17 protein-coding genes are annotated in these 22,476 nt (G+C 42.8%); all 17 read right to left on the bottom strand.

Annotated features, from left to right (window positions below):
* Positions 1-341: 341 nt before the first annotated feature.
* Entirely contained in the window at positions 342-1,181 is an 840-nt protein-coding gene (locus MK385_RS00500) for a carbohydrate ABC transporter permease (RefSeq protein WP_001183243.1), read from the bottom strand.
* 15 nt (positions 1,182-1,196) lie between these two features.
* On the bottom strand, positions 1,197-2,063 hold the full coding sequence (locus tag MK385_RS00495) for a carbohydrate ABC transporter permease (RefSeq protein WP_161801140.1): 867 nt from the start codon (positions 2,061-2,063) through the stop codon (positions 1,197-1,199).
* Between the two features lie 219 nt (positions 2,064-2,282).
* Positions 2,283-3,611 (bottom strand): extracellular solute-binding protein, encoded by a 1,329-nt coding sequence (locus MK385_RS00490; RefSeq protein ID WP_071851252.1) that lies wholly within the window; start codon positions 3,609-3,611, stop codon positions 2,283-2,285.
* 113 nt (positions 3,612-3,724) lie between these two features.
* A complete protein-coding gene (locus MK385_RS00485) occupies positions 3,725-4,423 on the bottom strand; it encodes an N-acetylmannosamine-6-phosphate 2-epimerase (protein ID WP_001135657.1) in 699 nt (232 codons plus the stop codon).
* A 233-nt stretch (positions 4,424-4,656) separates the two neighbouring features.
* Positions 4,657-8,049 carry an SIALI-17 repeat-containing surface protein gene (locus tag MK385_RS00480; RefSeq protein ID WP_268724971.1) on the bottom strand — a complete coding sequence of 1,131 codons (3,393 nt, stop codon included), beginning with the start codon at positions 8,047-8,049 and terminating at the stop codon, positions 4,657-4,659.
* Positions 8,050-8,385: 336 nt separating this feature from the next.
* Entirely contained in the window at positions 8,386-9,366 is a 981-nt protein-coding gene (locus MK385_RS00475) for an acetylxylan esterase (protein ID WP_129313363.1), read from the bottom strand.
* A 317-nt stretch (positions 9,367-9,683) separates the two neighbouring features.
* On the bottom strand, positions 9,684-11,699 hold the full coding sequence (recG, locus tag MK385_RS00470) for an ATP-dependent DNA helicase RecG (protein ID WP_268724970.1): 2,016 nt from the start codon (positions 11,697-11,699) through the stop codon (positions 9,684-9,686).
* Between the two features lie 21 nt (positions 11,700-11,720).
* Positions 11,721-12,824 carry an alanine racemase gene (alr, locus tag MK385_RS00465; protein ID WP_268724969.1) on the bottom strand — a complete coding sequence of 368 codons (1,104 nt, stop codon included), beginning with the start codon at positions 12,822-12,824 and terminating at the stop codon, positions 11,721-11,723.
* Positions 12,814-13,176, bottom strand: coding sequence for a holo-ACP synthase (gene acpS, locus MK385_RS00460; RefSeq protein WP_268725091.1), 363 nt, complete (start codon positions 13,174-13,176; stop codon positions 12,814-12,816). The genes alr and acpS overlap by 11 nt, the downstream gene beginning before the upstream one ends.
* Before the next feature lie 45 nt (positions 13,177-13,221).
* Positions 13,222-14,253 carry a 3-deoxy-7-phosphoheptulonate synthase gene (locus MK385_RS00455; protein WP_268724968.1) on the bottom strand — a complete coding sequence of 344 codons (1,032 nt, stop codon included), beginning with the start codon at positions 14,251-14,253 and terminating at the stop codon, positions 13,222-13,224.
* A 1-nt stretch (position 14,254) separates the two neighbouring features.
* Positions 14,255-15,286, bottom strand: a complete 1,032-nt coding sequence (locus MK385_RS00450; protein WP_125414176.1) for a 3-deoxy-7-phosphoheptulonate synthase — start codon at positions 15,284-15,286, stop codon at positions 14,255-14,257.
* 79 nt (positions 15,287-15,365) lie between these two features.
* Entirely contained in the window at positions 15,366-17,879 is a 2,514-nt protein-coding gene (secA, locus tag MK385_RS00445; RefSeq protein WP_268724967.1) for a preprotein translocase subunit SecA, read from the bottom strand.
* Positions 17,880-17,994: 115 nt separating this feature from the next.
* Entirely contained in the window at positions 17,995-18,765 is a 771-nt protein-coding gene (locus MK385_RS00440) for a DNA alkylation repair protein (RefSeq protein WP_268724966.1), read from the bottom strand.
* A gap of 144 nt (positions 18,766-18,909) precedes the next feature.
* Positions 18,910-19,200 (bottom strand): hypothetical protein, encoded by a 291-nt coding sequence (locus MK385_RS00435; RefSeq protein WP_268724965.1) that lies wholly within the window; start codon positions 19,198-19,200, stop codon positions 18,910-18,912.
* 132 nt (positions 19,201-19,332) lie between these two features.
* On the bottom strand, positions 19,333-19,929 hold the full coding sequence (locus MK385_RS00430; protein WP_000812473.1) for a LemA family protein: 597 nt from the start codon (positions 19,927-19,929) through the stop codon (positions 19,333-19,335).
* 151 nt (positions 19,930-20,080) lie between these two features.
* On the bottom strand, positions 20,081-20,932 hold the full coding sequence (locus tag MK385_RS00425) for a TPM domain-containing protein (protein WP_268724964.1): 852 nt from the start codon (positions 20,930-20,932) through the stop codon (positions 20,081-20,083).
* A 228-nt stretch (positions 20,933-21,160) separates the two neighbouring features.
* Complete coding sequence (der, locus tag MK385_RS00420) at positions 21,161-22,471, bottom strand: ribosome biogenesis GTPase Der (RefSeq protein WP_001207688.1); 1,311 nt, start codon at positions 22,469-22,471, stop codon at positions 21,161-21,163.
* Positions 22,472-22,476: the final 5 nt, after the last annotated feature.

Genomic DNA, 22,476 nt, shown 5'->3' with positions numbered 1-22,476 from the left:
CCTTTCTCTATTTCCCTGTAATAGTGCGGATGGAAGCAAATTCCTTCGGAATTTCATTCCTAATTTTTGAGCCTTTCACTCCTTCATCGTCAGTCTCAAAAATTCCGTCTAAGATAAGCGTAAGATGCTTATCTTAGATACCACTAAAGCGGGAAATAGTTACCATAAAACGAACCTACTCTAACTAGTATCATGAAAAGAGTTCATTCTTAAGTTTATAAGTGTCTGACAAAACTTCACGAAGTAACTGCATACTCTCCATTTTGTAGACACTTATAACTCTATATTTCCATGGCATGTCAAGACCACTTCTGCAATCTTGACACACTAATTTACTTTTCTTAACCTTTGACCGCTCCCATAGTAATCCCTTGAGTGAAGGATTTTTGGAAGACAAGGAAGACCGTTACGATTGGCACGGCTGCAAGAGCTGCACCCGCCATGATCAAACCATAGTTGGTTGCCATTTCAGCCTGCATGGTCGCAACCCCGAGTGAGATAGTCAAGTTTTGACGTGAAGTTAACATAACCAACTGCATAAAGTAGTCGTTCCAAGTATTGATGAAGGTAAAGATCGCAAGGGCTGCAAATCCTGGTTTCACGATAGGGAAGGCTACGCTCCAGAAGGTACGAATCTCACCACAACCGTCGATTTTAGCTGATTCAAGCAATTCTGTTGGGATGTTTTCGCTAAATTGTTTCATAAGGAAGACCCCAAATGGCCATCCAATCAAAGGCAAGATAACTGCCCAAAGAGTATCGTGAATTCCCATGAAGTTAACGATACGTACCAGTGGTACAAGGACAACTTGTTTTGGAAGAGCCATGGCAGCGATAAAGACTGCAAAGAGGATGCGTTGACCATAGAAACGTTTTTTAGCCAAGACATAACCTGCTAGAGAAGAGGTTGCGCAGACTAGGAACATGGTTACCAGTGAGATAAATACAGAGTTCCACATCCACTGCATAGCAGGGTTTTGCACCATGAGTTGTTGGAAGTTCTCCATGGTTGGCATTTTAGGGAACCACTGTGGCGGAATCATAATGGTATCAGGCTGTGATTTGAAGGCCCCTGTCAAGATCCAGTAGAATGGAAAGATGAACAGTACGGTCAACAAGAGCAAGATAATCGTTGAAATAACAGTGAAAGCTGTTAAAGGTTTCTTTTGTGTAGGTTGCATAACTGTCTCCTTTCTTTAGTATTCTACGTCGTTTCCGAGAATCTTGAATTGAGCAAAGCTGACAATGGCAATCATCACTGCCAAGAAGACACCGATGGTATTTGCATAGCCGTATTCTGTCAATTGGAAGGCTTTTTCGTAAAGGTAGTACATCAAGGTACTTGTTGAATAGTTTGGACCACCAGAAGTCAAGAGCTGAATCAAAGCGAAACATTGGAATGAGTTGATGGTTGTAATGATCGCGATGTAAAGAGTTGTTGGAAGAAGGCTAGGCCATTTGATCTTCCAGAAGACTTGAAACTCAGTCGCACCGTCAACACGCGCTGCTTCAACAAGTGAGTTGTCAATATTTCCCATGGCAGCGATATAAAGAATAATCGGTTGACCAACAGATGTTGTCAAAAGGATAATCATAATCGCTAGCAAAGCCCAGTTTTTATCACCAAGCCAAGAAATGTTTTGGCTGATGATGTGGCTTGACTTAAGGACAAAGTTTAGAATCCCTGATAGTGGGTCATAGATCCACTTCCATACAACCGTTACGGCAACACTACCTGTAACTACAGGAAGGAAGAAGACGAAACGATAAAAAGAACGGGCAATGGCATTTTGATGATAGGTTTGAGATGCTACAAAGAGCGAGAAGAGAACCACAATCGGAACAGATCCAATAACCAGGATAACGGTATTGATCAAAGACTTCACAAAGACAGGGTCTTTAAACATGCGAATGTAGTTGTCCAAGCCCACAAACTCAAATTTAGTCATGGAGTAGTTAAAGAAACTTGTAATGAATCCCATAATCATAGGAGCCAAGACAAAGATGACAAAGAAGAATAACACTGGTGCTAGGAAAGCGTAGGAAATCACTGTTTCCCGCATACGAATTTTATTGACTTTCACAGTCGGCACCTCTCTTTCAAATAGAATAGTTTTTGATTTTCTTGAACTGTTTTAAAACCAAAATGAAATTTTTTAAGATTCGCTTATGTAAGAACTTCATTTTAATTTCGTGACAGTTCCTACCATTTCAAACAAAAGTCCCCCTTTTCTTACACCATAGTGCACAGGGAAAAGGGGGGAATCAATCTGACTTAGTGCTTATTGTTTTGTAGCTTTTTTGATTGTTTCGTTAGCTTTTTCAGTGAAGGCTTTCAAAGCATCCGCTGGTTTTTCGTCACCATTTGATACAGATTGCAACATTGGGAACCAAAGTGTTCTCATTTCAGCAAATCCATCGATAGTATTGTAGTATGGTGAGTAGTATTTAGTCCAGCCACTGATTGTTTCCATACGTTTGTCTTCATAAAGTTTACCAAATGAAGTACGAACTGGGAAGGCACCTGTACGAACTACGTCTTTAGGACCCCATTCTTTGTCATCTGCGATGAATTGAACGAATTTCTTAGCAGCTGCGATTTTCTTATCGTCTTTGTTGTTAAATACTGCAAATCCGTTTACAAGGTATTCAAGAGATGGTTTACCAGAGTCTGATGGGAATGGTACTTCTACCACGTCTACCTTACTTGCTTCCAAGAGTTTCGCTTGGATACCGTTTTGAGCTGGAGCCCAAAGGATTGTGTATGAAGTTTGACCGTTGGCAAAGTTTTGGATATCTGCTCCACCGTCAAATTGTGAACCATTGTTCAACAAACCGTCTTTAATCCAGCTAGCAGCTTTTTCAAGACCTTTGACGAATTTAGGATCGTCTGTTGTATATTTGGTTACGTCTTTGTCTGTTACAGAACCGCCATAAAGGTTTGCAACGAAGGCACGTGTTCCTTGGTCTCCCCCTTGACCAGAACTGAACAATGAACCTGGTGTATAGCCTTTATCTTTAAGCGCTTTCAAAACTTTTTCAAAGTCATCAGTTGTCCAACCTTCTTTTACAAGGTTTGCAACTCCAGCATCTTCCAACATTTTCTTGTTCATAGCCATGTAGAATGGTGCTGAACTGATTGGATACATGTAAGCTTTGTCGCCAGCCTTACTTGCTTGTACGATGTTTTCGTTGTTGACGTCTTTGACGAATTCGTCTGTGAAAAGGTCGTTCAACTCAGCCAATTTACCATTTTTACCGTATTGGATGATACGTCCTGGTGCGTCAAAGAGTACGTCTGGCGCTGTTCCCGCTTCGATAGCTGTTGTGATCTTTTCTGGACCTGACTTGAAGTCGATGGTTTCCAATTTCACTTTTACATCTGGATTTGCTTTTTCAAAAGCTTCGATGATTGATTTTTCATATGTTCCAACACCGTCACCCGTTTTTTCTTGTGTGAAGACTGGGAATGCCCACCAAGTGATTTCAGTTTTTCCGCTATCGCTACTAGAGCTTCCAGCATCTTTACTTCCACCAGAGTTACCACAAGCCGCAAGGCCAAGAATCGCAGCACCCGCAAGTACTGTACAAGCTAGTTTTCTAAATTTCATTTGTATTCTCCTAATTGATAAGCGTATCCATATTGGATAATGAGTTCTTTGAATTTGTATACGTTTTCATTTCATTCGACGCATCGACCACTCTCCTCTTTTTTGAGATTGTGTTATTTAAGACCGGCAACAAAGCGTTCCGTAATCTCTTTTGGTCTAGTAATCGCACCACCAACAACGATACCTCGCACCCCATATTCAAGGATTTGTTTGGCTTGTTCTGGTGTATGAATCTTCCCTTCAGCGATGACATCCACGCCGGCATCGCAGAGTTTTTTGATCAGTTCAAAGTCTGGACCATCTACCTTAGGACTATAAGAGGTATAACCTGATAGGGTTGTTCCAACAAAATCAATCCCTGCTTCGACCGCTGCTATTCCCTCTTCGAAGGTACTGGTATCAGCCATTAAGAGTTGATGCGGATACTTTTCTTTGACTTGTCGAATAAAGTCTTGAATTTCCAAACCATCGTAACGTTCACGTTTGGTACAATCCAGAGCAATAACCTCAATGTCTAGTTCAGCCAACTCATCAACTTCTCTCATCGTAGCTGTAATGAAAGGCTCCTGTGGCGGATAGTCACGTTTGATGATCCCGATAATCGGGAGTTTCGTAACCTCCTTGATCTCCTTGATATCGCGAACACTGTTTGCTCGGATACCGACTGCTCCACCTTGCTCAGCCGCTTTGACTAGCAAGGGAATGACTCCTCCCGCTTCTGTATAAAGCGGTTCGTGAGGAAGTGCCTGGCAAGAGACAATGATTCCATCTTTGATTTGTTCAATCAAGGCTTCTTTGCTAATCTGTGGCATCCTCTTTCCTCCCTTTCTTGTTCTTATGGGCTTATTATATATCATTTGTTAAGCGCTTTCAATAGCTTATAGTAGAATAGATTTCAGTTTCAAAACTATTTTATAGAACAGACTATTCTGAAAGTAGTTTCAGACTTCTTATGATTTTGAATCAACCTGAATGTCATCAAAAAAGATAGCAGTCTGAAAAACCTGCTATCTCTTCTGAAACTTATTCAAATAGCTTTTGCTTATTATTCTTTTCTCTTCTTGCCAAATGCAAAGAGTGATAAGAGGACGCCCGCAAGGCCAAGAGAAATCAGTGAGCTTGTTTCCTTGCTTCCAGTATTTGGTAGACCCGTTTGTTTAGCTGCTGGCGCTTGATAGGTCACATCTTGGCCTAGAGACAGTTTGTCATTTGCAGCAGCTAAGACTGGTTTGGTTTCTCCCTTATACTCTGGAAGTTCATGGACTGCTGCCTCAGCACCATTGACACCACCCTTATACTCTGGCAGGTCATTTGAAGCTGCCAAGACAAAGTTAGCACCTCCTCTATATTCCGGAAGCTCGTTTGAGGCTGCTAGAACCGCATTGACACCACCCTTGAACTCTGGAAGTTCATGGACTGCTGCCTCAACAGCATTGACACCACCAGTGAATTCTGGTTTTTCTACTGTTGGCGCTGCTTCTTCACCTACTGTTGCCAATGGTCCAGTGTACTCTGGGATTTCTGCCACTGGGGCTTCCTCAGCATTAATACCTCCTGTGAATTCTGGTTTTTCTACTGTTGGAGCTGCTTCTTCACCTACTGTTGCCAATGGACCTGTATACTCCGGAACTTCATGAATCGCTGCTTTCTCAGCATTGACACCACCTGTGTACTCTGGCACCTCATGGATAGCAGCTTCACTGCCATTAATACCATCGCTTAGTTTAGAGCCAGCTAAAGAAACTGGTAAATTATGCATGCTTTCAATTGCACCCTCAGCTAGACCTGTAATCCTTTGCCCCATATCCTCTGGGTCTATTGTGAATAGGAGAGTTTTTGTATCGTACTGGGTCATAAAGGTTGCTGTCTTGCCATTTGCCAATTGAAGGGTCGGAGCCTTGTTTACCAATACTTCCGAATCGAACTCCATGGCAATAATACCTGGCCATTTTTGGATAGCATATTTTACTTTTGCTTCTTTAGGAGAAATTCTTTCCTTGGTCAAGAAATCCCAGTTGAATTTCTTATAGGATAAAGTATAATCGTTTTGATTGCCATCCGCATGCTCATAAAGCAAACCATATTCGCCATTTCCAAGTTCTTGGAGTGAGTTGTAAGCAAACTTACCACTTTGTATAGGATTGTGTTTTAACCATGTCAACTCACCATTCTCCTCAACACGAGCCAGGTGAACCAAACCATTGTTGCGTCCAGGACCACCAGCATTGCTGAGTAGAATGTATTCCTTGCCTTCATGCATGGTGTGAATAGCGGACATTTGAACATAAACGTCTTTTACTTGAGGATAACGTTTGATTTCTTTATCCCACGTTGCTCCCCCGTCATGACTGGTCGCAACCTGAAGATCGCCAGTCAACCCACGCATAAAGAGCTTGAGATCTCCATTATTCAACTGAACAACAGTTGACTCCGTATTTTGGGCGCCTGGATTATTCATGGTTGAAGAGTGAATGGTTTGGTTGCCTACTGGACGGTTATCATTAACTGCTTCCCCTGCTTGCCATGTTTCACCATGATCATCTGAGTAAATTACACGAGATGATTGAGAACCACTTAGGTAGGAAACGTTGTTTGTTGTATAAACTGGAATCACCAGTCTTCCCTTATGAGGTCCTGTACGCAAGGCAATCCCCGTACCAGGTCCAGTTCCTAGGAAGTGCATCCAATCTTTCCGAATCCCATGAGTAATATCTTTTGGTGCAGACCAAGTCTTCCCATCGTCATCACTGTAGGACATCCATAGGTAGTTGGTATTGGAAACTCTAAAAATATTCTTCTCGCTATACTCAAAATAAATATTCCCGATTAGTTCGTTCCCCTTATACAAATCTCCCTTATCGCTATAGGCTGGTTTTTTAGGGTCAACGACAACACGATAATCTGTCTTTCTATTTTGAGGGTCGAAAACCTCTCCGTTTTCTCGAATCGTATAGCGACCTGATTCTCCTTGCTTATATAAAACTTGATAAACTTTATCTCCCACTTGTTCATAAGCTTTCGGAGCTTGCCCCGGCAATGAAAATACTGCCTTACTCTCAAGGAACATGTCATAAATTGCAAAAATTCTCTTTGTTTCAGGGTCTTGTACCAAGGCCATATCAATATTGACTGGAGATGGCCAATCTGCATGTTTAGCGTGCTCATTGTCACGAGGATTTGAGATTACAATTCTATCTCCCCATGTTTTTCCATTATCTGAGCTGCGACGAACCACCATCCCAATATCTCCCCAGTCAGAATGGTGCAAACGTCTTTCATCCGTTCCTGCAATCAGCGTTCCTTTATCTGTCTTGAGAAGAGCCGGGATACGATAACTCTTGATACCATCTTTATTTGGTTGATTGTTCCTACCACCTTCAAAGACGTCTTCTTTCTCAGTGACTTTTGCTCCCTCAGGAAGTTTCTGTTCCAATTCACCTCTTTCAAATAATTGACTCCGTGTTTGAACTTCATCTGGGCTTAAAGCACGATCATAAACAGTTAGGTTTCGAACTTGTAGGTTTGATGCCCAAACTGTTTTATTGCCCCGTTTGGTTGCTCCAAGTTGAGCTTGATTAACATCTGGCATATCTTTGATGAAGTTACCAGATTTGAGACTTGTTCGAGATAAGACACCGTTCACATAGAGACGAACTCGACCATGAGGTAACTCTGCTGTCGGTTGTTCGACAGTAAAGGTCACGGAATTCCATTGTCCAGGACGAACTTTCAAAGGAGCATCTGTATACTTATCATAGAACTGCTCCCCGTTAGCGCCACGCCCTTCAATAAGAGCTGTATTATCAAGGACCGACATAGTAAAGTACTCATTTTCCTTGGTGTCACTGGATACAGAGAAGAGATTGTAAAAGCGTGGAGCTGATGCATCCGGTTTGAACTCCATGTGAACTGTAGCATTTTTTAGTTGCTTTAGTTTATCTAGTTCATTTGATAAATCGACTCTCTGACCATTTGTTGCATTGGTTTCAACATCTTCTTTTTCAAGGACAGGATTAGCATTTTTTAAATCTCTTGAGTAATAGTCACGAGGAATAGCCCCCTGATCCTCTGATTCCTCTTCCTTATTTGCTTCTTCTGCAGGGGTTTCCGTAGAGGATGGGGTTTCTGATTCTACACTCTCATTTTTTTTCAAATGATCTTGGTCCACCTCAACGCCATTGTCTTGAGCTGCTGCCAATTTGCCAGCCAAATCCTTATCCAAATGAGCAAGATCTCCCGAGGACACTTCTTTTGGCAATTCTGATAATCCTTGACCAGATTCGACAGTTTCTGTATTGGCCCCTGCTGCATTGGCTTGCTCTTGAGCTAAGACTGGATTTGCTCCAAATACTACTGTCCCAATCACTACCGATGCCGCACCAACTGCAAATTTTCGAATTCCGTATCGCTGTTTCCGATGTAAAGATTTGTAATTCATGTTTGTCCTTTCATTTTTCATAAAATAAAGCGCTTTCTTTTTTCTTTAAAAATTTTTATTGTCTCTCAAGAGACAAGTTTTACAAGAAAGTATCCAACTCAATGAGAGCTCCCAATCCTCTCCCATTTTCTGCTGAGCCCGAGTTTTTAATCACCCAGCAGCCTTTTTCCTCCTTTCACAAGTGACTTTTCCTTTATTATACAATAAAGTCTTATATTTATATCTATGTTCCTGCAGAATAGATTTTACTTTTAAGAATATTTTAATATTTTAAATTTCCTAAAAGTACTTTCAGGTTTTGGACATAAAAAGAGAGCTCCTGGGCTCTCTCATTCATTATCTTACGTACTTAAAAGGAATCTCACTGCCACAGAGCCAGTTGTAGACTTGGTCATTGACAAAAACATTCATGGCTTCGTGAGCATACTCTGGCATGATGCGATAGGCCTTGTCGCAAGTTAGGCGGTTGTAAATCGCAAACTGGGTAATAGGATAGCAAACATCGTCATCCAAGCCCGTAATCATCTTGACCTTACCTTGAATGCGATGGGCAAGATTTTTCACATCGATATAGGCAAGTGTCGCCATGATTTCCTCCTCTGTTTCATGGAAGGGATCGTGGAACTTGAAATAACGGAAAAGTTCATCATAGGCTTCACTGGTATTGCCAATCTCAAGTACTCGTCTAAAGTCTGACAAGAAAGGATAGATGGCAACTGTTTTCTGAATCCGAGGATTGAGCGCTGCGGCAACTAGGGCTAGAGCCCCTCCTTGCGAGGCACCATAACTAGAAAGTCGCTTCTCATCCACCTGAGGTAGACTGGCAATAATTTCAACCAATTGGTAAATATCCAGATAGACATCCTTATAAAAGAGATGCTCCCGACCTTCCACAGCACCACGGATGATATGTCCCTTAACAGTATTTCCTAACGGAGAGCGCGAGCCGTCTTGCGAATAGCCCGACTGGCCTCGAACGTCCATGGAAACAACACCGTAACCAGCCACAGTATAGGCCAGCATGTCGGTCCAGTCCCAACCACGTCCCATATAGCCATGAAAATGGAAAATTAGAGGAACTTTCTCATCACTCTTTGGAAGGACGACCCGTGCATAGACCTTGCCTTCATTGGTTCCTTCAAAAGTGAGCTCATAGCACTTGACTTGGGGAATGTGGAAATCTCTTTCTTCCAACTGGTAGGCAGGAAGAGTTGAAACCTTTTTCACTTCCTCATCCCAAAAAGTATCAAAGTCTTCAGGAACCTCATCCCGTCCTAGATAGGTCTTGATTTCTTCTAACAAAGCTGGATTTTTCATAGCATGCTCCTTCTATTTTGTAATCGCTATCACAACTCTAGCATATCTGGGAAAGCAATGCAAGAAAGAATGCAAAATAGAAAGTGATTTTAGATTCTCTTTCCTCAAACAGAGCGTCTGAAAGTAGTTTTAAAAGTAAAAAGAGCGTTTCCGCTCTCTGTGTATCAATAGGTGCTAGCTCCTTTCTCTAGTTTGACGGTTTGGAATTTCTTTTGGTAGGTTACTTTAATAGTCATGTGAGAGTCCTCGTTTCTTTTTGATAACTCTAGTATAAGACCCAAACCTAAAAGCTAGCTTATAGATTTCTTAGAAAAGGCTTAATCCAGATGTTCTCTCTTTTCTAGGTGGAGAGCAATCATGCGCCACTCCGGATCCTCTTTCCAACCTTCTATAGAACTAATGTAGCTGGCAACCTTTCTGGCTTCTTCCAAAATAGGAAAGTCTTCGATAATATCAGCCACTTGAAACTCTGGAAGTCCTGACTGTCTGGTTCCAAAAATTTCACCCGATCCGCGCATTTTCAAATCTTCCTCCGCAAGGACAAATCCATTGTTGGTTTCTGTCATGATGCACATGCGGTCCTTCCCAGAGTCCGTCTTGGGATTAGCCACAAGAACAGCATAAGACTGCTTGTCTCCCCGACCAACACGACCTCTGAGCTGGTGAAGCTGACTGAGACCGAACCGATCGGCATCCATGATAATCATGACGGTCGCATTGGGAACATTAACCCCAACCTCGATAACCGTCGTCGAAACCAGAATATCCGTTTTTTGCTCTTTGAACTCCTGCATGATCTGGTCTTTTTCGTCACTCTTCATCTTACCATGTAAGAGGGCTACTTCTGCCTTGCCAGCAAAATGAGCTGTCAACTCCTCAGATAAGGCAATGGCATTTTTCAGATCCAGAGCTTCAGATTCTTCAATCAAAGGAGAGATGACGTAGGCTTGAGAACCTTTTTGAATTTCTCCCTCTAACCAAGTCAAGACCTGAGGCAGCTGCTCATGCTTAATCCAGCGAGTCACAATAGGCTTCCGACCTGCTGGCATCTGGTCAATAATGGAAACATCCATATCTCCAAAGGCTGTGATGGCTAAGGTTCGTGGAATGGGTGTCGCTGTCATCATGAGGACATCTGGATTGTCCCCTTTTTCACGTAAAATCCGCCTTTGCCCCACACCAAAACGGTGCTGCTCATCGATGATAATCAAACCAAGACGAGCATAATCCACCCCATCCTGAATCAGAGCATGGGTTCCGATAATCAAATCAGCCTCACCCTTGGCAATGGTCTCTAAAACTTCTCTCTTTTCTGAAGCTTTTAAAGAACCTGTTAAGAGAGCTAGTTTCAAGTCTGGAAAAAGGTTCTGCAAACTCTCAAAGTGTTGCTCAGCAAGGATTTCTGTTGGCACCATGAGAGCTGCCTGGTAGCCAGCCGTCACCGCCGCAAACATGGCCAGGCCAGCAACCACCGTCTTTCCGCTCCCTACATCCCCTTGCAGAAGTCGATTCATGTGGTGGTCAGACTTCATATCGGCCAAAATTTCCTGCAAACTCTTTTCCTGAGCTTGGGTCAGGGCGAAAGGCAGATTTTTTTTGACAGCCGTTACTTTTTCCTGAGACCAGTTCAGAACCAGACCGCTTCCCTGAACTCTATTTTCAGACTTGAGCGTCTGCAACTGCATTTGGAAGTAAAAAAGTTCCTCAAACTTGATACGACGAAGGGCCTGCTTGTATTCTGCCAAATCCTTAGGAAAATGCATAGCACGAACTGCCTGGCAACGAGACATGAGTTTGTATTTATCAAGTAAAGACTGGGGAAGATTTTCCTCTATCAAGAGGTCCAACCCCTGATCAAAGGCTGTCTTGATCACCTTGACCAGCCCTGCCTGACTGATTCCTTGAGCCAGACGATAGACGGGCTGGAGGTCGTCCTCCACCTGAGCCAGAACCTTCATCCCAGTCAGACTGGCCTTAGCACGATCCCATTTGCCAAAAACGGCAAGCGTTGCTCCCAATTCTATCTTATCAGCTAGATAAGGCTGGTTAAAGAAATTAACCGCAAAAACGACTTCTCCCTGCTTAAGGCTAAAACGCAAGCGATTACGCTTAAAACCATAATACTGGACACTGGCAGGAGTTACTACCTGACCAGAAAGAACAGCCTTTTCACCATCTTCCAGCTCTAGGACTTGCTTGGTCTTGAAATCTTCATAACGGAAAGGAAAGTAGAGCAAGAGGTCTTGCAAGTTTTCAATTCCTAGTTTGGCATATTTCTCTGCTGACTTTGGTCCCACACCAGGCAAGACATGCAAGGGTTGGTGTAGATTCATGCTCCCCCTCCTTTCTTTGTTTTAATAATATTCTCGTGGAATGCGATCGCTGAGGAGACAAACCACCTCATAGTTAATAGTTCCACGGTAGGCCGCTACCTGAGTAGCTGTGATTTCCTGGTCACCATCGGAGCCAATCAAGGTTACCTTGGTCCCTAGCGGGTAAACCTTAGGCAATCGAATAGTGATTTGGTCCATCGAAACCCTGCCGACGATTGGGCAAGCTTGCCCATCCACCAAGACGGAGAAGTTCTGCATGTCTCTTGTCCAACCATCCGCATAGCCGATTGGCACAGTCGCGATGATTTGTTCGCTATCCGCCTGATAGGTCGCCCCATAGCCCATGCAAGCTCCAGCTGGAACTGTTTTGACATGAACAAGGGCAGATTGCAAGGTCAAGGCTGGTGTCAGGTCGTAAGGCAGGTCCAAAACCTCTCCGCTGGGATTCAGGCCATACATAGCGTCTCCCATACGGACGGAATTGAAAATAGTCTCTGTATGCCAAAGAGTCGTTGCCGAATTGCTGGCATGGATCAGCTCTGGCACTTCCTTCATGCTTGACAGAATAGTTTTAAATCGTTCCAACTGGGCATTAAAGTAGGTGTCTGAAGCTTCATCTGCAGTTGCAAAGTGGGTAAAGATTCCCTCAACACGAGCACCCTCTTGCTTGAGCAAGTCTTGAGCCTCTTCAGCTTCACAAGCCTCTCGAAAACCAATCCGTCCCATTCCTGAGTCAATCTTAAGGTGGACTGTCAATCCAGTTAGGTCAGCTTCCTTATCTAAGAGTGCTTGAACCCACTCCAGTCCAGCCACCGTCAAAGTGATGTCGTATTCTTTAGCTAGACCAATAGCTTCTATTTCAGAAACTCCTAAGATAAGGATTTTCTTGCTAACTCCAGCCTGTCTCAGTTCGATAGCTTCATCAATATTAGAAACACAAAAGCCGTCGACATCGTCTTGGATAGCTGTCGCAACAGCTACAGCACCATGTCCATAGGCATTGGCCTTGACCACTGCCCACTTGAGCGTTCCTTCAGGGATATGAGCCCCCATCTGTTGGATATTTTTTCGAATGGCTCCCAGACGAATCAGAGCCTTGGTCGGTCTATGTGGACTAGCTTTCATGATTTTCCTCCAAAATGACACTGGCTGTCACAAACTGCTCTGTGTGGCTGATCGATAGCCAAATTTTTCCTGAAAATGGTGCCTGACTAAAATAGGGAGCCCCTTTTTCGTTGTTCAAGACTTCCAAATCCTGAAAGGTCAGTTTGCCAATACCAGTTCCCAGAGCCTTGGAAAAGGCTTCCTTAGCCGACCAACGACCTGCCAAATATTCGATTTGTCTGCGGCCTTTGAGACTGGTAAATCGCTCCATTTCCTTAGTGGTTAGCACCCGCTCGGCAAATCCTGTATGCCGTGTAACCGCGCGTTCTATCGAAGCCAATTCTTCGATGTCAATTCCATGTCCAACTATCATTTTCATCAAAAGGAGTTGAGATTCCCCCAACTCCATCCTTTTCACTTATTTTGTTAAGGTAGTATAAATTTCGTCTACCAAGGCTACTGTATTTTCCCAACCTAGACAAGGGTCAGTAATAGAGCAACCAAAGACCTCTGGTTGGTTTTGGCGACCATCTGCTAGGTAAGATTCGATCATAAAGCCTCGAACCGTCTTTTTAATCTTTGCATTCCAATCACGATTCAGCAAGGCTTGGCGAACAATGCGAATTTGTTCCATATACTGCTTGCCAGAATTGTCATGATTGGTATCGATGATAATGAAGGGATTTTCAAGTCCCATGGTCTCATAGCGATTAATCGCATTTAAGAGGGTTTCATAGTAGAAATTAGGTTCATTTTTACCATATTCGTTCATGGCACCACGAAGGATCACGTGGGCCAAGGGATTTCCTGAAGTCTCCACTTCTTGACCATGGTAAAGGAAGGTTTGCTTGTTTTGAGCTGCATAGATAGCATTAAACATGACCCCAAGGTTCCCAGATGTTGGATTTTTCATCCCAACTGGAGCATCAATCCCAGAGGCTACAAAGCGGTGTTCTTGATCTTCCACTGAGCGAGCCCCTACAGCATGGTAGCTGACCAGATCATCAACCAAAACGAGATTTGACGGATAAAGCATCTCATCCGCTGTCGTCAATCCAGTTTCGGTAATCACTCGGTAGTGCAGCTGACGAACAGCCTGCAAACCATTGATGAGACTAGGCGCTTCACTGGTATTTGGCTGATGAATCATGCCCTTATAACCATCTCCATTAGTACGAGGTTTAGCCGTATAGACACGCATCACGATAAAAATTTTATCCGCAACTCTTTTCTGCAAGTCTGCTAAGCGACGAGCATATTCGAGAACTGCTTCTTCATTGTCAGAAGAGCAAGGCCCCATCACCAAAAGGATGCGGTCGTCCTCACCCGAGATGATAGCTGCTAACTCTCTATCACGGGCTTCTTTTTTTCGCAAGGCTTCAGGTGACAACTGGGTCGCAGCCTTGATTGCTTCGATATCAATTTCTTTACCTTTTTCGATAAATGCCATCTTACTCTCCTAGCGTTTGGTAAATTTCGCGAACAAGTGCTTCTGTGTTGTCCCATCCGAGACACGGATCTGTAATGGACTTACCAAAAACTTCTGGCTCATTTTGACGTCCATCTTCTAGATAGGACTCAATCATAAAACCACGAACATATTTTTTGATTTTCTCATTCCAGTCACGGTTAATCAAGGTCTGACGAACGATACGGATTTGATCCATGTACTGCTTGCCTGAATTATCATGATTGGTATCGATGATGATAAAGGGATTTTCCAAGCCCATCTTTTCATACTGATCAATGGTATCCACCAAATTGTCATAGTAGTAGTTAGGAATATTTTTCCCGTATTCATTCAAGGCACCGCGAAGAATGGCGTGGGATAATGGATTCCCTGTTGTTTCCACCTCTTTTCCGAGGAAAAGGAAACTCTGTTTATTTTGCGCTGCGTAAATCCCGTTAAACATAACATTGAGATTTCCAGATGTTGGATTTTTAAATCCTGTTGAAAAATCTGCCCCACTCGCTACAAAACGGTGCTGTTGATCCTCTACAGAACGAGCTCCAACAGCCATATAAGAAATCAAATCATCCACCAACGGAAGATTTTCAGGATAAAGCATCTCATCCGCTGTTGTCATACCCGTCTCGGTAATCACGCGGTAGTGGAGCTGGCGAACAGCCTTGATCCCATTGATCAGGCTAGGAGCTTCTGTCGCATTTGGTTGATGAATCAAGCCCTTATAGCCATCTCCATTGGTACGAGGTTTAGCTGTATAGACACGCATGACCATAAAAATACGGTCTTTGACCTCTTCTTGCAAAGCAGATAGACGCTTGGCATACTCGAGAACCGCCTCTTCATTATCAGATGAACATGGTCCAATCACCAAGAGAATACGCTGGTCTTCCCCACGAATGATGGCTTCCAATTCCTGATCACGTTGATTTTTTCTCGCAAGAGCCGCTCCCTCTAATTTAGACAAGGCGCGAACTTCTTCAATGTTAATTTTAGGACTTTTAGCTTTAAATACCATGATTCATCTCCTTATAAAGCAAACGGACACCAAGCAAAAAATGATTTTTACCAGGTATCCGCCTGTATCTTATCTCATATTATTGTCTCTTACCATGACAGTTCTTGAATTTCTTACCTGACCCACATGGGCATTGGTCGTTTCGTCCGATTTGGCTCAAGTCCAAATCTTCTGGAAGGCTTGCCTGCTGCGCTGCGATATTACGAGTCGCAGTTGTACTGATATTGTGTTCAGTTTGCGGACGTTCTTGTTCATGGATTTGTGCTTTCATCATCAAGCGCGTTACATCGAATTCGATCGATCCAATCATGTCGTTAAACATGCGGAAACCTTCTGCTTGATATTCTACAACAGGGTTGTTTTGGGCATATCCACGAAGACCAACAGCATTTCGCAACTGGTCAAGAGCATCGATATGGTCTGTCCACTTGTTGTCTACAACACGTAGAATCAAGACTTTTTGGAATTCTTTCACTGCATCTTCGTCACGAAGCTTAGCAACTTGGCTGTCATAGACTTTCAAGGTACGTTGGAAAAGTTCATCTTTGATAGCTTGGTCTGACAGACCTGTAAGCTCTGAACGGCTAATTGAATCTTCTGGAAGCAAGTTATACTTAGCAAAGTTCAAGATTGCTTCCAATTTTTCATCTTCTTTCGAACGAGCATGTGCATCCACGATACGTCCAATGGTACGACGAATCATAGCATGGATTTCTGGTGCCAAGTCACGATCTGCAGTAATGACATCATAACGTTGTGCATAGATGATCTCACGTTGTTCACGCATAACATCATCGTATTGAAGGACTTGTTTACGAGTGTCGTAGTTGTTTCCTTCGACACGTTTTTGAGCTGCTTCAACCTGACGCGTCAACATGCGAGATTCGATAGCTTCGTCAGACATGTTGAGTCGTTCAAAGACACCTTTCAAACGTTCAGAACCGAAACGTTTCATCAAATCATCTTCAAGAGACAAGTAGAATTGTGACTCACCTGGGTCTCCTTGACGCCCTGAGCGTCCACGAAGCTGGTTATCAATACGGCGACTTTCGTGGCGCTCTGTACCAATGACGCAAAGTCCACCAAGTTCACGAACCCCTTCACCAAGCTTGATGTCGGTACCACGACCGGCCATGTTGGTTGCGATGGTAACGGCACCACGTTGACCAGCATTCATGATAATTTGCGCTTCTCTGTAGTGGTTCTTCGCATTCAAGACTTCGTGAGGAACACCTGCTGCTACCAATTTCTTAGAAAGGAAGTCACTCGTTTCAACGGCAACTGTACCTACCAAGACCGGTTGACCTTTTTGATAACGAGCTTTTACATCTTCAACAACAGCCTTAAATTTCGCATCAAGACTTGCATAGAGAAGGTCTGAGTGGTCGATACGTTGAATTGGACGGTTAGTTGGGATTGGGATAACACGAATGTTGTAAATTTCGCGGAATTCTTCTTCTTCTGTTTTACCAGTACCTGTCATACCTGCCAATTTCTTATACATACGGAAGAGGTTTTGGTAGGTAATAGAAGCTGATGTCTTGGTCTCATCTTGGATTGGCACACCTTCTTTTGCTTCAATCGCTTGGTGCAAACCATCAGAGTAACGACGACCTTCCATGGTACGACCTGTAAATTGGTCGACGATCAAGATTTCCTGCTCTTCACTAACCACATAGTCGATATCGAGAATCATGATATAGTTGGCACGGAGGGCATTGTCAACAAAGTGAGTAAGAGCTACGTTTTCGATATCGTAGAGATTTTCAAGTTTGAAGTAGCTTTCTGCCTTGTCAATACCAGAATCTGACAAACCGATCGTCTTAGACTGAACGTCAATGATATAGTCGTCCTTGTCCAAGGATTTCACGAAGTGGTCCGCCATATGGTAGAGTTGGCTTGTTTCAACTGCGTTGGCACCTGAAACGATCAATGGTGTACGAGCTTCGTCGATCAAAATCGAGTCCACCTCATCGACCAAGGCATAGTTTAGTGGACGTTGTACCATGTTTTCTGCACGAACGACCATGTTGTCACGAAGGTAGTCGAAACCAATCTCTGAGTTTGTGGAGTAGGTAATATCGCAAAGGTAAGCCTCTTTTTTCTCCATTGGAGATTTAGCTGCCAAGTTAATCCCTACTGACAAACCGAGCCATGAGTACAATTCACCCATTTCAGTCGCGTCACGTTCTGTTAGGTATTCGTTGACTGTAACTACATGAACCCCTTTACCTGCAAGGGCATTGAGGTACACTGGCATGGTCGCTGTCAAGGTCTTCCCTTCACCGGTACGCATCTCTGGAACGTCACCATGGTGAAGAACAATCCCACCCATGACCTGAACCTTATAAGGGAAAAGCCCAAGGACACGTTTTGCAGCTTCACGAACTACCGCAAAAGCCTCATATAATAATGAATCAAGTGATTCACCCTTGTTGTAACGTTCTTTAAATTCGTCAGTCTTTGCTTTTAGTTCTTCGTCTGACATCGCAGCCATTTGGCTCTCATAGTTAAGAACCTTATCAGCCATCTTTTCCAGACGACGAAGTTCTCCTTTATCATTTTCAATAATCGTTTTTAAAATATTAGCCATGATTTTCCTTACTTTTTATTCTGAATATTTTAGAATGTTCTTTTAATTTTAGCATATTTACCATTATTTTTCAAGAAAGAATCCTTAATTTACAACGGAAAAACCCAGCCAAAATTCAGCTTTTTTTGCATAAATCTTCTGTGAGTCTTTTTTTGTTTTTTGTTCGAGATGCATGCTTGATAATCCAAGCACAACTTGGACTTAGCTCCTCCTTTTGCCAAGTTTGAAGAATCCTTTCAAACTTATCGGGGGCTTCCTTGTACAAATCATTTAGATTATTGGCTACGCTTTTTTGAATGGACTTGTCTCTATCATCCTTTAGATTGGTCAGAATAGTGGTGAAATCCTCAAAATAATCCAATACGACGGTTTGTCTCTTAGCCCAAGGCAGACGGATACGCATGCATTCGCTGGCAAGTCTACGAACGCGCAAATTTTCATCCCGACTCCATTCTAACAGCAAAGTCATTGTATCTTTAGGATAACGAGCCAGCAAGGGTCTCATGGAAAATTCTCCAGTAAATCGCTTGGTGAGTTCCTTACTAAAGGCCGCGCTCAATTCAAATTCCTTGTCCCCATACAGCTCTATATATTTCCCGATTGGCCAAAGCCAATATCCTTCTGAGAACATACCTAAACCACCCTCTAACTCGGGACCCAAAATTTTCTCAAAAACCTTGAGAGAGTCCTGATAGGATAGAGGAAGACATTCTTTGATACTTTTAGCCAAGAGTTCTTGACGCTGGCTAAACTCCAACTCTTCCAAGTCTTTTTCTAACAAGAGCCTAAACTTTTGTCCATCAAATGCAGGGGACGCTTCTTGCAACCGTCGACTCAAATCCCTAGCATAAGCCAAGTCATAATAATCTTTTACTTTTTTAGCCATTTTTCAAATCCCTTAATCTTCTTTTTACGGGACTTATTATATCATACAGACAGCCCGTCAACAAAATCATTTTTACATCTCCAACTATTTTAACAAGAAAGTAAAAAGGACTAGAAGCTAGTCTGGTCCTTCATTTTTTAATGTTTAATTTCCCAAGAATACAGGCAATATCCCAAAATACCAAAAGAGATTGATCCAGAAGGCCAAGCAAAAGATGATGCCAAAGATGAAAAGACTGATTTTTTTAATCAGCACGGAGTATAGGATGGATAAAACGCCAAAAACCACAAAGAGTTTTTTCATAACGAAATAATAAATTGAAACTCCTCCTATATGCCAATCCCAAGGAAGGAAAAATACGAGCAACCAGAGGATGCAAAGCGTAAGGATATATCTCTTATAGTGCGCTTCAAGAAAGGCTTTTGTTTTCTCCATAGCAAACCTCCATTTGAGTCACTGTCTCTTTCCTTTTATTATACCAAAAAAACCTGGAAAAGGTTTTCCAGGTTTGAGTTTAAAATCACTAGTCATACTAGAGAAACTCTTTTATTCATAGGCTGATTCACTTTATTGACTGGATGAAGAGGTTCCAAAATCGACCTTAGGAACTGTCTTGGCTTCTTCTGTTTCTTTAAAGGTTTCAGCTTCTTTAAAGTTCATCATATTCGCAAAAAGCACGGTTGGAAAACTTCTCAACTTTTGATTGTACTCGGCTGCGACTTTATTATAATCCTTGCGTGCTACAAAGATACGATTTTCACTGCCTGAAAGTTCGACCATTAGTTGCTCAACATTTTGATTGCTCTTGAGTTCTGGATAATTCTCCGTCAAGGAAATCAAGCGGGAAAGAGCTGAGCTCAACTCTCCCTGAGCCTTTTGGTTTTCTTCCGAAGTTACTGAGCTACTACCGATTTTAGCTCTAGCATCAGCAATCTTGGTAAAGACTTCGGTTTCATGATTCATTTGTCCTTTAACGGACTCCACCAAGTTACCAATCAAGTCCGAACGACGTTGGAGGGCTGTCGAGACATCGGCCTGAGCCTGCTCCACCTTAGTCTGTTCACCAACCAGACCATTATAGGTCGTCACTGCGGAACAACTTCCCAGAACTAGTAGTCCAAAGAAAATAGCCACTATTGAGAGAATTACTTTATTTTGTTTCATATCAAAACCTTAACACTTTCTTTTATCAACTTTTCTGAGAAAATACTCAGATTTTAAATCAATTTCCCAAACTTTGTTTTTATTTTTAATTAAGGAGTGAACTGTTGCAAAGGAGTCACCTTACTGCATGGAGAAATCGGTTTGAGCTATCTCACCAGTCATCAGACGAACCGCCACCATCGAAGCCACCGCCGTCCCAGCCACCAGATGAGTCGGAGCCTGAGTCAGACCAAGAGGAACCTGAATCTGATGAGTCACCGCCCCACCAGCCACCGCCAGAATCATCGCCATGTGAACCACCACCACGACCTCCAGATATAAATCCGATAATCATCACGATGAAGTAAATGAGAATTCCAAATCCGATAACTCCGTCACTCGAACTGCTTTTTCGATGCCGTCTCGAAGAACTGCTCTCACCAGCATACCTTTCCAGTTCCCTTAAGCGACTAGAGTTGGTAGTATAACCGTAGCTACTTCTAGAACTTGAAGCACTTGTACTCGATCCACTATAGAACATGTAGTTGAGATTATTGACTATTGAGAGAACACCTTTGTTATAGTCACCATTTTTAAAGTAAGGGCGTGCCGTTGTCAAAAATCTATTGGTCTGATAGTCTGTGATTTTACTGGCCACATTATTACTGGTTTCAATCCGTGATTTTCTATCTTGGACTGCCACCACAATCAAGACACCGTGATTGTCTCCCGAGTAGCCAATCTTCCAAGCTCTAGCTGTTTCGTTGGCTACAGTTTCGATTGTTTCTCCATCTAGGCTTTTCACAACGTAAACACCCATCTGGAATTTTTCTGATTTTTTACTATTTGCATTATTCAATTCCCGAATCTGACTTATAGTCTCATCCGTTAGATAGTGATCCGGGTCATAGATCCCGTACTCAGGTTTTTCAGGTGCTGTGAATGCTGACAAGAAGAGAAAGACCATCAGCAATCCAAGCAAGCGAACCAACAAACTATGTTTAAATAATCTGCTTCTTTTCATAATAACCTCCCTGATAAAGGAAAATTGATTTAAGGAATTATAGCATTTTGATTTTTACAAAAAAAGTGCATTTTCATTACAAATAGATTACAAAATCTAGGAAAATGATTGAAATTTGATGACAGATTCTCCTCCAATTTGATAGGTTCTTTTCTCCCCTTTTAGTATAGAAAAAAGAAGACTATGAGGTCTTCTTTTAGTTTGTTTTTGTAGAAAAACAAGCAAGACTTACTTGCGTTTTCTTGCAATCAAGTGAATCGGTGTTCCCTCAAAGACAAAGGCCTTGCGGATTTGATTTTCCAAGAAACGCAAGTAAGAGAAGTGCATGAGTTCTTCTTCGTTGACAAAGATGACAAAGGTCGGTGGCTTGGTTGCCACTTGGGTTGCGTAGAAAATCTTGAGGCGTTTTCCTTTGTCTGTCGGTGTTGGATTGATGGCAATGGCATCCATAATCACATCGTTCAAGACAGCTGATGGGATACGGGTGTTTTGGCTTTCACTGATTTGCTTAATCATCTCAGGCAGTTTATGGAGACGTTGCTTGGTCAAAGCTGATACAAAGACAATCGGTGCATAAGGCAGATATTGGAACTGCTCACGGATATCCTCTTCCCATTTTTTCATGGTGTGGTTGTCTTTCTCAAGAGTATCCCACTTATTGACCACGATAATCATCCCTTTGCCTGCTTCGTGGGCAAAACCTGCGATACGCTTGTCGTACTCACGGATACCTTCTTCGGCATTGAGGACCATCAAGACCACGTCAGAACGATCAATGGCACGCATAGCTCGCATGACAGAATATTTCTCTGTATTTTCATAGACTTTACCAGACTTACGCATACCAGCTGTATCAATCATGGTAAACTCTTGTCCATCCGTATCTGTAAAGTGGGTATCAATGGCATCACGCGTTGTTCCAGCTACTGGACTGGCAATCACGCGGTCTTCTCCCAAAATGGCGTTAATCAAACTTGATTTTCCAACGTTTGGACGTCCAATTAAGCTAAATTTAATGACGTCTGGATTTTCTTCTTCGACTTCATGTGGTAGATTCTCCACAATGGCATCCAGCACATCACCGGTACCGATACCGTGGACAGACGAAATTGGCAGTGGTTCCCCCAAGCCTAGCGCATAGAAATCAAAAATATCATTTCGCATTTCAGGGTTGTCAACCTTGTTAACGGCAAGGATAACAGGTTTATGGGTTTTATAAAGTTTACGAGCTACGTACTCGTCCGCATCTGTAATCCCTTCTTTCCCAGAAACTACAAAGACGATGACATCCGCTTCTTCCATAGCGATTTCTGCCTGGTGCTTGATTTGTTCCATAAAGGGAGCATCGACATCGTCAATCCCTCCCGTATCAATCATACTAAAGGAACGATTGAGCCACTCACCCGTTGCATAGATACGGTCACGTGTCACGCCCTCGACATCTTCTACGATTGAGATCCGCTCACCAGCGATCCGATTAAATAGGGTTGATTTCCCAACATTGGGACGTCCCACAATGGCAATAGTTGGTAAGGCCATGTTTT

Source organism: Streptococcus oralis (assembly GCF_026782125.1).
Lineage (GTDB): Bacteria > Bacillota > Bacilli > Lactobacillales > Streptococcaceae > Streptococcus > Streptococcus oralis_CE.
The sequence above is the reverse complement of the archived record's forward strand: the minus strand, read 5'-3'. Positions and strand labels throughout refer to the sequence as shown.